This is a genomic window from Streptomyces sp. NPDC001157 (genome assembly GCF_053598255.1).
Window position 1 is genome coordinate 43,089 of the sequence record NZ_JBSFJW010000013.1, and the last position, 13,540, is coordinate 56,628.

10 protein-coding genes are annotated in these 13,540 nt (G+C 70.8%); 6 read left to right on the forward strand and 4 right to left on the reverse strand.

Annotated elements, in window-relative coordinates:
• Positions 1-143 precede the first annotated feature (143 nt).
• The gene (locus tag ACWDAG_RS23355; protein ID WP_450697482.1) at positions 144-944 is read left to right on the forward strand and encodes a GntR family transcriptional regulator; all 801 of its coding nucleotides are present in this window, start codon (positions 144-146) and stop codon (positions 942-944) included.
• Positions 945-1,173: 229 nt separating this feature from the next.
• Here the strand turns inward: ACWDAG_RS23355 and ACWDAG_RS23360 are convergent, their stop codons facing one another.
• The 3 genes from ACWDAG_RS23360 to ACWDAG_RS23370 all read right to left on the reverse strand — a co-directional run bounded on the left by ACWDAG_RS23360 (position 1,174) and on the right by ACWDAG_RS23370 (position 4,649).
• Positions 1,174-1,677 (reverse strand): DUF2231 domain-containing protein, encoded by a 504-nt coding sequence (locus tag ACWDAG_RS23360; protein WP_450697483.1) that lies wholly within the window; start codon positions 1,675-1,677, stop codon positions 1,174-1,176.
• Between the two features lie 87 nt (positions 1,678-1,764).
• Entirely contained in the window at positions 1,765-2,547 is a 783-nt protein-coding gene (locus ACWDAG_RS23365) for a hypothetical protein (protein ID WP_450697484.1), read from the reverse strand.
• 401 nt (positions 2,548-2,948) lie between these two features.
• Positions 2,949-4,649: a PucR family transcriptional regulator gene (locus tag ACWDAG_RS23370; protein WP_450697485.1), complete on the reverse strand. Its 1,701-nt coding sequence runs from the start codon at positions 4,647-4,649 to the stop codon at positions 2,949-2,951.
• Between the two features lie 344 nt (positions 4,650-4,993).
• Here ACWDAG_RS23370 and ACWDAG_RS23375 point away from each other — a divergent pair, with 344 nt between their 5' ends.
• From ACWDAG_RS23375 to ACWDAG_RS23395, 5 genes are all read left to right on the forward strand, one after another.
• Positions 4,994-5,884 carry an FAD binding domain-containing protein gene (locus ACWDAG_RS23375; RefSeq protein WP_389077760.1) on the forward strand — a complete coding sequence of 297 codons (891 nt, stop codon included), beginning with the start codon at positions 4,994-4,996 and terminating at the stop codon, positions 5,882-5,884.
• Positions 5,884-6,468, forward strand: a complete 585-nt coding sequence (locus tag ACWDAG_RS23380; protein WP_450697486.1) for a (2Fe-2S)-binding protein — start codon at positions 5,884-5,886, stop codon at positions 6,466-6,468. The genes ACWDAG_RS23375 and ACWDAG_RS23380 overlap by 1 nt, the downstream gene beginning before the upstream one ends.
• Before the next feature lie 2 nt (positions 6,469-6,470).
• Positions 6,471-8,867 carry a xanthine dehydrogenase family protein molybdopterin-binding subunit gene (locus tag ACWDAG_RS23385; RefSeq protein WP_450697487.1) on the forward strand — a complete coding sequence of 799 codons (2,397 nt, stop codon included), beginning with the start codon at positions 6,471-6,473 and terminating at the stop codon, positions 8,865-8,867.
• Positions 8,868-9,107: 240 nt separating this feature from the next.
• Positions 9,108-10,565, forward strand: a complete 1,458-nt coding sequence (locus ACWDAG_RS23390) for an NCS2 family permease (RefSeq protein ID WP_450697488.1) — start codon at positions 9,108-9,110, stop codon at positions 10,563-10,565.
• Positions 10,566-10,612: 47 nt separating this feature from the next.
• Positions 10,613-11,764 (forward strand): XdhC family protein, encoded by a 1,152-nt coding sequence (locus ACWDAG_RS23395; protein ID WP_450697489.1) that lies wholly within the window; start codon positions 10,613-10,615, stop codon positions 11,762-11,764.
• Here the strand turns inward: ACWDAG_RS23395 and ACWDAG_RS23400 are convergent.
• Positions 11,761-13,446: a hypothetical protein gene (locus ACWDAG_RS23400; protein WP_450697490.1), complete on the reverse strand. Its 1,686-nt coding sequence runs from the start codon at positions 13,444-13,446 to the stop codon at positions 11,761-11,763. The two genes, ACWDAG_RS23395 and ACWDAG_RS23400, sit on opposite strands and share 4 nt — an antisense overlap.
• Positions 13,447-13,540 lie beyond the last annotated feature (94 nt).

Below are 13,540 nucleotides of genomic sequence, written 5' to 3' on the forward strand. Positions count from 1 at the left end.
ATGCATGACCAATTAAAGGTAAGCCTATCCTTACCAAAACTGTATGGGATTTGAACTGATGGCAACTGCGCCTAAGGTGCTTGACGGACGAGTAACAACCCGCCGTAATGACCCCAAGTACCGACACGTCCGGAGGAGGACCCGTGCAGCAGAGCACCCACGGCTCCGCCGACACGGGGGTTCCTGAGACCCGGGCCGGTGGGGTGCCCCGGGTGCCGCCGCAGCCCAGGGCCCAGGACGTGGAGCGGGAGCGGGGCGCCGCCGCGGGGGGCACGCGGGGCGAGCACACGCACAGCGAACCGCCGATGCCCCGGCCCCGCCCGGTCCAGCGGGCCTCCGTGCGCGGGCAGATCCTCGACGCACTGCGCACCGCGCTGGTCGCGGGCGAGCTGACGCCGGGCGAGGTGTACTCGGCGCCCGCGCTGGGGGAGCGGTTCGGGGTCTCCGCGACGCCGGTGCGGGAGGCCATGCAGCAGCTCGCCAACGAGGGCGCCGTCGAGGTCGTCCCCAACCGTGGCTTCCGGGTGGTCGAGCGCGGTGCCCGCGAACTTGCCGAGCTGGCCGAGGTCCGCGCACTGATCGAGATCCCCGTGATGCTCCGCCTGGCCCGCACGGTGCCCGCAGAGCGCTGGACCGCGCTGCGCCCCCTCGCCGAGGCGACCCTCCGCGCCGCGTCCTCCGGCTGCCGCGCGACCTACGCCGAGTCCGACCGCACCTTCCACCGCGCCCTGTTCGCCCTCTCCGGCAACGAACAACTGGTCCAGATAGTCGACGACCTCCACCGCCGCGCCCAGTGGCCGCTGGTCGGCAGCACGTCCTCCCGGGGCCACGCGGCGCTCGTGGCGGACGCGACCGAACACACGACCCTGCTGGACGCACTGATCGCGCGGGACCTGGACGTGGTGCGGTCGCTGGTGGGAGAGCACTTCGCGGGCGCCTCCTGAGCGCTGCGGGAGGTGTGGATGCGGGAGTTTCCACCGGTCGGACCCCTGGCGCGTCCCGTCACGGCGCCGACGGAGGTCGGCCGCGCATGATCGGCGGGATCCGGATGTGGTGCGCGGGCTCATGGCAGAGCACTTGGCGGGGAACGCTCTGAGGACTGCGGCGGTCAAGGTCCGTGCGGGAGTTCCCGCCGACCGGAACCCCCGCACGTCCCGTACGGCGCCGACGGGGTCAGCCGTCCCCGTCGGCCGATCCGGTCGCCGTCTTCGAGTAGCCGTCCTTCCAGGCCGCCTTCGCGCCGGAGTCGCCGATGCGGTAGACGTCGACGACGGCTCCCGCCGCCACCGCGACGGACAGTACGGCGGCCGCGATCCGGATGACGGAGGCGGACCGGGCGCCGTCCCGCCGCGCCGATGACCGACGCGTCGTCCACCACACCGCCGCCGCCAGGACGAACAGGCCCAGTGCCCAGGGCAGCAGCCCGTCGCCGAGTTCCGCGTGCCGCTCCACCAGGGCGTTGCTGCTCACGTGCTTCTCCAGCCACTCGCCGGCACTCGTGGTCAGCGGCACGCTCGCCAGGGTGACCAGGGCCAGCACCGGCAGCACCAGGCCCAGGCGGCGGGCGGCGGCCGGCCACACGGCGCACAGGACCAGAGCCAGAGCCGTCAGTGGTACCAGCACGACGACGAAGTGGACCAAGAGGACATGTGCGGGCAGGCCGTTGACGAGGCTCATCGGGTCTTCCTCCAAGGCGATGGGCGCGCCAGCCTGGCACAGCAACCTCTCAGGTTCCTCTCAGTGCGCTCTCGGCCGCGGCGGCGCTCACGCGGTGGCCGCCCCCGCCGCAGGCGGCGCCAACTGCCGCGCCAGCCAGGTCGGCACACCCCCGAGCAACTGGAACAGCCGCCGGGCCTCCTCTCGCAGCCGCGACGCCTCGGGCTCCACCTCCGCATCCGCAAGAGACACCAGCGCCGGCGCCGTACCCACGAGATACCCCAGCTCCTCACGGATCCGCAGCGACTCGGCGAACCCGTGCCGCGCCTCCGCCAACTCACCCTCCCGCAGGGCGAGTCCGGCCAGGTGCCGCCAGGTGAACGACAGCAGCAGGAGATCGCCGTGCGCGGTCGCGCCCGCGTGGGCGCGGCGGAACGCGGCCCGCGCCGCCTGGGGCGCATCGGCGAGATTCTGCGCCAGCAGCCCACGCCGGAAGTCCAGCAACGCCCGCCCCGCCGTCCCCGGAGGGATCAGCGCCGCCGTCCGCCCGAGCGCGGCACGCGCCTCGTCGGCCCGGTCCCGGACCCCCAGCAGCGTCGCTGCGTACGCCAAGTACCCGCGTTCACAAGCGGCCGCGCCCCGCTCCTCGTCGGTGTGGGCCAGCGCCTCGGCCGTACGCAGCGCGTCCTCGGCCTCCTCCCAGCCCTGCTCGGTGTACAGACACCGTTCGACCAGCAGCGCGGCCCGCTGCAGCGCGGCGTCCGCGGTGCCGGGCTGGAGCAGGGCTGCCGCGTCGGCCCAGCAGGCGCGTGAGCGCAGCCGCCATACCGCGGTCTGGAGGGGATCGTCACCTGCGGTCGTTCCGTTACCAGACATGGCGGTATGCGCCACGTTGCCCTCCCCGAGCACGCCATCGAGCTATGAGTGGTGGCGGCATCTCAGCACGGATTCCGCGGCGGGGCCAAGAGGGTGTGTGAAAGATTTCACTTGCACTAGACTCCCGCGGTCAGTCTGCGAGCTCTTTGAAGGCACGAACCGGCTTTGCCGGGGACACGGTTGTGGTCGATGTCGACCGGGCTGACGTCATCGGGGTCTCCCCGATCTGGGGCCATGCCATCGGTCCCGCGCCCGCCAGGGCGGATGCGACCGCGATGCCGCAGCCAGCGGTACCGAGGAGCGAGATGAGGTGTGAACTTCGGGCGGCAGCCCGGCCGTTCACGGCCGAGAAGGTGGCAAAGTCGTGGGACACCACATGGGGCGGGAACGGCGATGGCGCCGCCCGCCCCATCACCTCAGCTCATGCGCAACGCCAGGAAGAAATCCAGCTTGTCCTCAAGGCGCGAGAGGTCACGGCTCGTCAACTGCTCGATCCGCCCGACCCGGTAGCGCAGCGTGTTGACGTGCAGGTGCAGCCGGGTCGCGCAGCGCGTCCAGGAGCCGTCGCAGTCGAGGAACGCCTCCAGGGTGGGGATCAGCTCGGCGCGGTGCCGGCGGTCGTAGTCCCGCAACGGATCCAGCAGCCGCGCGGTGAACGCCCGTCGCACGTCGTCCGGGACGAACGGGAGCAGCAGGACGTGCGAGGCCAGTTCCTGGTGGCCCGCCGCGCACACCCGGCCCGGGCGGGCCGCGGCGACCCTGCGCGCGTGCCGCGCCTCCTCCAGCGCCCCGCGCAGCCCCTCCGCCGAGTGCACGGCCGCGCTGACGCCCAGCGTGACCTGCCCGTCGCCGTCCAACCCGGCCGACAGCGGGTCCCGTACGGACTCCAGGAGCGCGTCCGCGAGGATGCCGGACTCCGAGCCGTCGTGCTCGGTGGAGACGGCCGGCAGCGGTACGAGCGCGATCGCCTCGTCGCCCGTGTGGGCCACGGCGATGCGGTCGGAGGGCTCGGGGCCCGTGGCAAGCGGGTCGACGAGGATCTCCTCCAGGAGCGACTGGGCGACCGGCCCCGCCTCGATCTCCCCGCCCTCCCACTCGACCCGGGCCACGACCACCTGCCAGTGCGGGGCGGCCCCGAGGCCGGGCAGCAGCACCGGCGCGGCCACCCGCAGCCGGGCGGCGATCTCGGCGGGCGCGGCCCCCGTCTGCACCAGCTCCAGGACCTCCTGCGCCAGCCGCCTGCGCACCGTGCGCGCCGCGTCCCGGCGGTCCCGCTCGACCGAGATCAGCTGGGTGACGCCCTGGAGCAGGTCAAGGCGCTCCGCGGGCCAGTCCCCGGCGTCCGCCTCGACGGCCAGCAGCCAGTCCGACAGGACCGTCTCGCGCACGTCCCGGGAGGCCTGCGGGGAGCGCCCTGCCCCGGCCGCCGCCGGGCGGTGCCCCGAGCTGCGGATCGGGAAGAGGCTGTAGATGGCCGCACCGAGGGTCACCCGGTGGGGTCCGCGCCGGCCGGTGCGGGCGGCGGCGAGATGCTCGGCGGCCAGCTCGGCGCAGGTCTCGGCGGGCAGCCCCGGGCCCGCGACCTTCGGGCCCGCGATCAGCCGGCCGGTGGGGGACAGGACCCAGGCGCGCAGGTCCAGGTCGGAGCCGAGCAGGTCGAGGACCACGTCCGGGCCGCCGCCCGCCGGGCCGGAGGTCATCATCCGCCGGTGCCGGTCGACCACGGCCGCGAGGTCCCCGGCGCGCTCCCCGGACACCTGTCGTACGACGTGCTCGGTGATCGTCGCGAACGCCACCGACTCGTGCACCGCGAACAGCGGCAGGCGGTGCCGGGCGCAGGCCACCACCAGGTCGTCCGGGATGTCCCCGAGCTCCGCCTCGCCGGCGGCCAGTGCGACCACCCCGGCCTGCGCCAGGATCCGTACGAACGCCTCGGAGTCGTCGGCGTCGCGGCGCCAGGCCAGCCCCGTGAGGACCAGCTCCCCGCCCGAGAGATAGCGGCTGGGATCCCTGAGGTCGGTGGTCATCACACCGCGCACGGTGCGGTCCAGCTCGTCCTCGCCGCCGAGCAGCTTGAGGCCCAGCGCGTCGGTGTCCAGCAGTGCGCGCAGCCGCATTCTCGTCGCCGCCGTTCTTTGTCTCGAAATCTACGATGAGTCGTGAGGATGGTCGGTGGGAGGAGCCCGGCGACCGGTGCGCACGACGCATCCTTGGATTGCCAGGCTGTTTCCTGCGTTTCTACAGGAAAACGAAGAGGTTACTGATGACCTCCGTTCATACGAATCTACAAGATGCCCGGCCTGGCCAGCCAACTCCTTCATGGTTTCCGTGACTGACCTGGGTGGAGCACGGCGCTGTGTACTGGCTCCACTCCGCGTAAACAGCACATGAACAAGCCGGGCCCGCCGCACCAGATCTGGCTTGATCCGTACGACTCACGAGACGAAGAAGAGAGCCGGTCATGGACTTCCTTCGCCCCGCCAGCTGGGAGGAGGCGCTCGCCGCCAAGGCTGAGCACCCCACCGCTGTGCCCATTGCGGGCGGCACCGATGTGATGGTCGAGATCAACTTCGACCACCGCCGGCCCGAGTACCTGCTCGACCTGAACCGCATCGGCGACCTCTACGAGTGGGAGGTCGGCGAGGACAGCGTGCGGCTCGGTGCCTCCGTCCCGTACTCGAAGATCATGGAGAGCCTCCGCGCCGAGCTGCCGGGTCTCGCCCTCGCCTCGCACACGGTCGCCTCCCCGCAGATCCGCAACCGCGGCGGCGTCGGCGGCAACCTCGGCACCGCCTCCCCGGCCGGCGACGCCCACCCCGCGCTGCTCGCGGCGGGCGCCGAGGTCGAGGTCGAGTCGGTGCGCGGCACCCGGCTGATCCCGATCGACGAGTTCTACACCGGCGTGAAGCGCAACGCGCTCGCCGCCGACGAGCTCATCAAGAGCGTGCACATCAAGAAGGCCGACGGCCCGCAGCAGTACTCGAAGGTCGGCACGCGCAACGCGATGGTGATCGCCGTGTGCGCCTTCGGCCTCGCCCTGCACCCTTCGTCGCGCACCGTCCGTACGGGCATCGGTTCCGCGGCGCCCACACCCGTCCGGGCGAAGGCCGCGGAGGAGTTCCTGAACGCGGCGCTCGAAGAGGGCGGCTTCTGGGACAACGGAAAGATCATCACCCCGTCGGTCGCCAAGCAGTTCGCGGAGCTGTGCTCCGGCGCCTGCAACCCGATCGACGACGTCCGGGGCACGGCGAGCTACCGCCGGCACGCGGTGGGCGTCATGGCCCGCCGCACGCTGACCTGGACCTGGGAGTCGTACCGCGGCGCCCGCCGCACCACCGAGGGAGCTGCGTGATGCGTGTCAACTTCACCGTCAACGGACGTCCGCAGGAAGCCGACGACGTCTGGGAGGGCGAGTCCCTGCTGTACGTGCTGAGGGAGCGCCTCGGTCTGCCCGGTTCGAAGAACGCCTGCGAGCAGGGCGAGTGCGGCTCCTGCACGGTCCGCCTGGACGGCGTGCCCGTGTGTGCCTGCCTGGTCGCCGCCGGTCAGGTCGAGGGCCGCGAGGTCGTCACCGTCGAGGGGCTGGCGGACTTCGCCAAGCAGCGTGCGGAGCACGGCGGTTGTGCGACCGGAGCCTGCGGTACGTCGTTGCAGGACGCCCAGACCTGGGCCGCCAAGGGGCAGGACTCCCAGACCGGCGAGGGCACCGAACTCTCCCCGATCCAGCAGGCGTTCATCGACGCCGGCGCCGTCCAGTGCGGCTTCTGCACCCCCGGTCTGCTGGTCGCCGCCGACGAGATGCTGGAGCGCAACCCGAACCCGACCGACGCGGACATCCGCGAGGCCCTGTCGGGCAACCTGTGCCGCTGCACGGGCTACGAGAAGATCATGGACGCGGTCCGCCTGGCGGCCGCCCGGCAGGGAGAGGCGGTCTGACAATGCCCAGCAACGGCGCTCCCATCGGTACGCCCACCAAGGTCACCCAGGGTTCGAAGACCAAGGGCGGCATCGGTGAGTCCACGCTCCGCCCGGACGGCACCCTCAAGGTCACCGGCGAGTTCGCGTACTCGTCCGACATGTGGCACGAGGACATGCTCTGGGGCCAGATCCTGCGCTCCACCGTCGCGCACGCGGAGATCGTCTCGATCGACACCAGCGAGGCGCTGAAGACCCCGGGCGTCTACGCCGTCATGACGTACGACGACCTGCCCACCGAAGTGAAGAACTACGGCCTGGAGATCCAGGACACCCCGGTCCTCGCGCACGGCAAGGTACGCCACCACGGCGAGCCGGTGGCCATCGTCGCCGCCGACCACCCGGAAACCGCCCGCCGCGCGGCCGCCAAGATCAAGGTCGACTACCGCGAGCTCCCGGTCATCACCGACGAGGCCTCCGCCACCGCACCGGACGCGATCCTCGTCCACGAGAACCGCGACGACCACCACATCGGCCACGTCCCGCACCCGAACATCGTCCACCGCCAGCCGATCGTGCGCGGCAACGCCGACGAGGCCGCCAAGAAGGCCGACTTCATCGTCCGGGGCGAGTACACCTTCGGCATGCAGGACCAGGCCTTCCTCGGCCCCGAGTCCGGTCTCGCGGTCCCCTCGGAGGACGGCGGTGTCGACCTCTACATCGCCACCCAGTGGCTCCACTCGGACCTGCGCCAGATCGCCCCGGTCCTGGGCCTGCCCGAGGACAAGGTCCGGATGACGCTCGCCGGCGTCGGTGGCGCCTTCGGCGGCCGCGAGGACCTGTCGATGCAGATCCACGCCTGTCTGCTGGCCCTGCGCACCGGCAAGCCGGTCAAGATCGTCTACAACCGCTTCGAGTCCTTCTTCGGGCACGTCCACCGCCACCCCGCCAAGCTCTACTACGAGCACGGGGCGACCAAGGACGGCAAGCTCACCCACATGAAGTGCCGGATCGTCCTGGACGGCGGCGCCTACGCCTCCGCCTCCCCGGCGGTCGTCGGCAACGCCTCCTCGCTGTCCGTCGGCCCGTACGTCATCGACGACGTCGACATCGAGGCCATCGCCCTCTACACCAACAACCCGCCCTGCGGCGCGATGCGCGGCTTCGGCGCGGTCCAGGCGTGCTTCGCCTACGAGGCGCAGATGGACAAGCTCGCCGACAAGGTGGGCATGGACCGGGTCGAGTTCCGGCAGCTCAACGCGATGGAGCAGGGCACGATCATGCCGACCGGGCAGCCGGTCGACTCCCCGGCCCCGGTCGCCGAACTGCTGCGCCGCGTCAAGGCGATGCCGCTGCCGCCGGAGCGCCAGTGGGAGTCCAGCGAGGGCCCGGACGTACGACAGCTGCCCGGCGGTCTGTCCAACACCACCCACGGCGAGGGCGTCGTGCGCGGTGTCGGCTACGCGGTCGGCATCAAGAACGTCGGCTTCTCCGAGGGCTTCGACGACTACTCCACCGCCAAGGTCCGCATGGAGGTCGTCGGCGGCGAGCCCGTCGCCACGGTCCACACGGCGATGGCGGAGGTCGGTCAGGGCGGTGTCACCGTCCACGCGCAGATCGCCCGCACCGAGCTGGGCGTCTCGCAGGTGACGATCCAGCCGGCGGACACCCAGGTGGGCTCGGCGGGTTCGACGTCCGCCTCGCGGCAGACGTACGTCACCGGTGGCGCCGTGAAGAACTCCTGCGAGCTCGTCCGCGAGAAGGTCCTGGAGATCGGCCGCCGCAAGTTCGGCACGTACCACCCGGCTTGGGCGACGGCGGAGCTGCTCCTGGAGGGCGGCAAGGTCGTCACCGACGGCGGCGAGGTCCTCGCCGACCTGGCGGACGTGCTCGAAGGCGAGTCCGTCGAGGTCGAGGCCGAGTGGCGGCACCGCCCGACGGAGGCCTTCGACCTGCGCACCGGCCAGGGCAACGGCCACGTCCAGTACTCCTTCGCCGCGCACCGCGCCGTCGTCGAGGTCGACACCGAGCTCGGCCTGGTCAAGGTCATCGAACTGGCCTGCGCCCAGGACGTCGGCAAGGCGCTCAACCCGCTCTCCGTGCTCGGCCAGATCCAGGGCGGCACCCTCCAGGGCATGGGCATCGCGGTGATGGAGGAGATCATCGTCGACCCCAAGACCGCGAAGGTCAGGAACCCGTCCTTCACGGACTACCTGCTGCCGACCATCCTCGACACGCCGATCATCCCCGTCGACGTCCTCGAACTCGCCGACGACCACGCCCCGTACGGGCTGCGCGGCATCGGCGAGGCCCCCACCCTGTCGTCCACCCCGGCCGTCCTCGCGGCGATCCGGAACGCGACCGGGCTGGAGCTCAACCGCACGCCGGTACGTCCGGAGCACCTCACCGGAACGGCGTAGCGGCAAAGTCTCTCCGGGCGGCGCCGGGAACGTCACACTTCGCCGCGCCGCCCGGAGTACTCAAGCACCGCACCGCTCGCGGCACTTGAAGCAGCACAGCACCACGGCACCACCGTCAGTACCAGAGAGTTCGTTCGTCTCGGGCCGTCCCCCGGGTCGTGCGGCCGAAGCACCTTCCCAAATCCCGCGAACCCATAGAACAACCGCGGGTGCCCCTGTGAACCTTGGGAGTAGGCCCACATGACCCAGCAGTCACTGGAGCCGTCGACCACCGCCGACGATGCGGGTGAAGGAACCCGTATCCCGGCCGGCAGGTCCTGGCTCGACCGGTACTTTCACATATCCAAGCGAGGATCCACGGTCGCGCGCGAGGTGCGCGGCGGCATCACCACCTTCATGGCGATGGCGTACATCCTCCTGCTCAACCCCCTGATCCTGTCCGGCAAGGACGCGGCGGGGGACACGCTCGGCCAGAAGGCCCTCATCACCGCGACCGCGTTCGCGGCGGCCTTCACCACGCTGCTGATGGGCTTCTTCGGCAAGGTGCCGCTCGCCCTCGCCGCCGGCCTCTCCGTCTCCGGTGTGCTCTCCTCGCAGGTCGCGCCCCAGATGACCTGGCCGCAGGCCATGGGCATGTGCGTGATGTACGGCGTCGTCATCATGTTGCTGGTCGTCACCGGCCTGCGCGAAATGATCATGAATGCGATCCCGCTCGCGCTCAAGCACGCCATCACCATGGGCATCGGCCTGTTCGTCGCCCTGATCGGCCTGGTCAAGGCGGGCTTCGTGCACCAGGGCAAGGCGACGCCGGTCACCCTCGGCCCGACGGGGGAACTCGCCGGCTGGCCGGTGCTGCTCTTCGCGGCCACCCTCCTCGTCATCTTCATGCTCCAGGCGCGCGCCGTCCCCGGCGCGATCCTGATCGGCATCGTCGGCGGCACCGTGGTCGCCGTACTGCTCAACGCACTTGGCGTCATCGATCCCAAGCAGTGGGCGAGCGGTGCTCCCGAACTGCACGGCAGCGCGGTCTCCATGCCGGACTTCTCGATCTTCGGCAAGGTCGAGTTCGGCGGCTGGGGCAGCGTCGGCGCGATGACGGTCGGCATGATCGTGTTCACCCTCGTGCTGGCCGGCTTCTTCGACGCCATGGCCACCATCATCGGCGTCGGCACCGAGGCCAAGCTGGCCGACGAGCAGGGCCGGATGCCGGGCCTGTCCAAGGCGCTGTTCATCGACGGCGCGGGCGGCGCGATCGGCGGCGTCGCGGGCGCCTCCGGCCAGACGGTGTTCGTCGAGTCCGCGACGGGCGTCGGTGAAGGAGCCCGTACCGGACTCTCCTCGGTCGTCACCGGCCTGTTCTTCGCGGCCTGTCTGTTCTTCACCCCGCTGACGGCGATCGTCCCCGGTGAGGTGGCGGCCGCGGCCCTGGTGGTCATCGGCGCCATGATGATGATGAACGCCCGCCACGTGGACTGGGCCGACCGCGCCACCGCGATCCCGGTCTTCCTGACCGTCGTGATCATGCCGTTCACGTACTCCATCACGGCGGGCGTCGCGGCCGGAGTCGTCTCCTACGTCGCCATCAAGATCGCCCAGGGCAAGGCGCGGGAGATCGGGGCCTTCATGTGGGGCCTGACGGTGATCTTCCTGGTCTACTTCGCCCTCAATCCGATCGAGAGCTGGATGGGCGTTCACTAGACGCTCTTGAATGGCCCTCCACACCAACCCCGTTAGGAGACCGAGAGATGCTGGACATCGCCGAGGAGCTCAACCGGTGGGTCGAGCAGGGACGTGACTTCGCCGTGGCCACCGTGGTGGCCGTCGGCGGCAGCGCACCCCGCCAGCCGGGGGCCGCCCTCGCGGTGGACGCCGACGGCACGGCGATCGGCTCGGTCTCCGGCGGCTGTGTGGAGGGCGCCGTGTACGACCTGTGCGGGCAGGCGCTGGAGGACGGCGAAACCGTCCTGGAGCGCTTCGGGTACAGCGACGAGGACGCCTTCGCAGTCGGCCTGACCTGCGGCGGCATCATCGACATCCTCGTCACTCCGGTACGGGCCGGTGATCCCGCCCGTCCGGTGGTCGCGTCCGCGCTGGCCGCCGCCGCCCGTGGGGAGGCGGCGGCGGTGGCGCGGATCGTGTCGGGACCGGCCGAACTGCGGGGCCGGGCGCTCGTGGTGCGGCCCGACGGCTCGTCCGAGGGCGGCTTCGGCGCCCACCCGGAACTGGACCGCACGGTGCTCGGGGAGGCGGCGGCCTTCCTGGACGCCGGGCGGACCGGCACCCTGGAGATCGGAGAGCAGGGCTCACGCTGCGGAGCCCCGCTCACGGTCCTGGTGGAGTCCTCCGTCCCGCCGCCCCGGATGATCGTGTTCGGTGCGATCGACTTCGCCTCCGCGCTGGTGCGGATCGGCAAGTTCCTGAACTACCACGTGACGGTGTGCGACGCCCGCCCCGTCTTCGCGACGAGGACCCGCTTCCCGGAGGCGGACGAGATCGTCGTCGAGTGGCCCCACAAGTACCTCGAGCAGACCTCCGTGGACGCCCGCACCGTCCTGTGCGTCCTCACCCACGACGCCAAGTTCGACATACCGCTGCTGCAGCTGGCCCTGCGCCTCCCGGTGGCGTACGTCGGTGCGATGGGCTCCCGCCGCACCCACCTGGACCGCAACGAACGCCTCCGCGAAGTCGGCGTGACCGAGCTGGAACTGGCCCGTCTCCGCTCCCCGATCGGGCTGGACCTCGGTGCCCGCACCCCGGAGGAGACGGCCCTGTCGATCGCCTCCGAGATCGTCGCCAACCGACGTGGCGGCAGCGGCGTTTCCCTCACCGGGGCACACACGCCGATCCACCGCGACACGGCGTCGGAGCCGGCGGGGCGGATCGGGTCGGTGGCCTAGGAGGGGGCAGGGGCCGACGTTGCGGGCGTCGTATTGCGGACGACGGTCAACAACTCGTCCAGAACGCCGACGAATTGGTCGAGGGCGGGAGGTCTCGTCAAGGGGTTGCTCAGATTGAGCACCATCAACTGGGGCAGGGCGTTTTTCAGAAACTCGGACCGGACCGCCACCGCGTGCAGCAGTTTCAGAATCTTCTCCCGACTCGCCGGGGAAAGGGTCGGCGCGCCCCCCGGCCTCCCCAGAGCCGACCTGAAAGCGAGAGCGCGATTCCTCACTGCCGTCAGGGATGAGCCTCTCACCTCTGAAATTCGCGCAACCGTCAGGTGCTGCAAGGGACCGTCGAACGTGTCCCAGATCTCCTGGAGCAGCTTCAGAGTCCCATCGCCGTCCGCCCCCGCGGAACGAGAAGGCCCAGCGGACTGCGTGACGACGGTACGGATCGTCACAGGCGCGATCTCACCCTCATCGGTGAGTTGTGGCCTCAGCTCGGGTGCCTCCACCGGCCGTCTGACCGACATGCCGTCCAGATAGGCCCCGCACGCCTCCGCCGCCAGCCGGTAGAACCACCAGCGGTCACGGTCCAAGTAGCGGGTTCGCGCGGTGAACATCAGGGCACAGGCCTGGAGCGACAGGTGCCACTGGTGCCGCCAGCCGTCGTTGATGTGGCGCTTCGCGCCCCAGTCGAGCATCGCCGCGCGGACCTCGTCGACCGTACGGGCAAGTCCCTGGGGCACCAGTGGTCCGTCGCAGCGAGTGCCGATCAGGCCGCTGATCAGTTCACTCCGGGCCTCGTCGGTCTCCAGGTGGGGAAGGAAGGCGTCGGCGACGAGGCTCAGCAGCAGGTGCACGGGGTCGCGGGCCAGCAGCCCGCGCTCGTCGAAGCGTGACAGGTCGATCAGCGTGAAGTCATCCGCCGGGGCGTCTTCCCGCACCGGCACCATGATGTTCCCGGGATGCAGATCGCCGTGTGTGCGACCGCGGGCGGCGAAGCGGACCCTGAGGTCGGTCAGGGCACAACCGGCTGTCAGGAGGACCGGGTTGGGGAGCACGCTCTCGGCATCCGCCGACGAGAACCAGGGCAGGGACTCCGCCTCGGGCCCGAGCCGCGCGCGGATCCAGGTGCGCAAGGGGGCCTTCTCGTCGAGGCGCTTTCCCAGGAGGTCCCGGACGAACTCGTGCGCCGACACGTTGTCCATCTCCGGATCCTGGGGGTTCCAGCCGCTCAGCAGCCCGGTGGTGATCTCCTTCGCCAACCTGGGCAGCCGCTGTGGTCTGCCGACCCCGGCGAGCGTGTCGGTCACCTCCCGCCCGTCGCCCGCAGGACGCTGGAACATCAGCCAGGAGTGGTCGAATTTCCAGGAGATGTCCGCCAGTTCCACCAGATGGCGGTCGATGAAGTCCTCGTTGGCCTTTACGCGGCTCAGCAGTGCCGCGTGGTGGTTGCGCGGCTCCACCGCGGCGTCGTCGGACTGGCCGACCAGCTTGATGATCAGGCGGCCCCCCGTGCGCCGGGGATCGCTTTCGCGCACGAATGCCGAGACGAGCTTGCCTCCGCTGCCACCGGTCTTGAGCAACTCCGCCTCGGAGAGTTCCGCGTGATGGGTGTGGAGCCACTCGGCGAGGGCCCGATCGACTGCCTCGTCGCCGAATACGACCGGGGCCTCGGAGAGAGATTGCTCCATGACGTCAGTATGGCGGTGGTGGGCACGACAGTGCATGTGGTGAACGCGGGCTGTGGTGCGCCGTCGCGTGATATCCCCTACGAGGGGGAAAGGG

Excerpts from the sequence above, each read along its gene's own strand:
- ACWDAG_RS23360 (WP_450697483.1), bottom strand. The coding sequence starts at position 1,677 with ATGAGCCTCGTCAACGGCCTGCCCGCACATGTCCTCTTGGTCCACTTC.
- ACWDAG_RS23370 (WP_450697485.1), bottom strand. The coding sequence starts at position 4,649 with ATGCGGCTGCGCGCACTGCTGGACACCGACGCGCTGGGCCTCAAGCTG.
- ACWDAG_RS23375 (WP_389077760.1), top strand. The coding sequence starts at position 4,994 with ATGGACTTCCTTCGCCCCGCCAGCTGGGAGGAGGCGCTCGCCGCCAAG.
- ACWDAG_RS23380 (WP_450697486.1), top strand. The coding sequence starts at position 5,884 with ATGCGTGTCAACTTCACCGTCAACGGACGTCCGCAGGAAGCCGACGAC.
- ACWDAG_RS23385 (WP_450697487.1), top strand. The coding sequence starts at position 6,471 with ATGCCCAGCAACGGCGCTCCCATCGGTACGCCCACCAAGGTCACCCAG.
- ACWDAG_RS23390 (WP_450697488.1), top strand. The coding sequence starts at position 9,108 with ATGACCCAGCAGTCACTGGAGCCGTCGACCACCGCCGACGATGCGGGT.
- ACWDAG_RS23395 (WP_450697489.1), top strand. The coding sequence starts at position 10,613 with ATGCTGGACATCGCCGAGGAGCTCAACCGGTGGGTCGAGCAGGGACGT.
- ACWDAG_RS23400 (WP_450697490.1), bottom strand. The coding sequence starts at position 13,446 with ATGGAGCAATCTCTCTCCGAGGCCCCGGTCGTATTCGGCGACGAGGCA.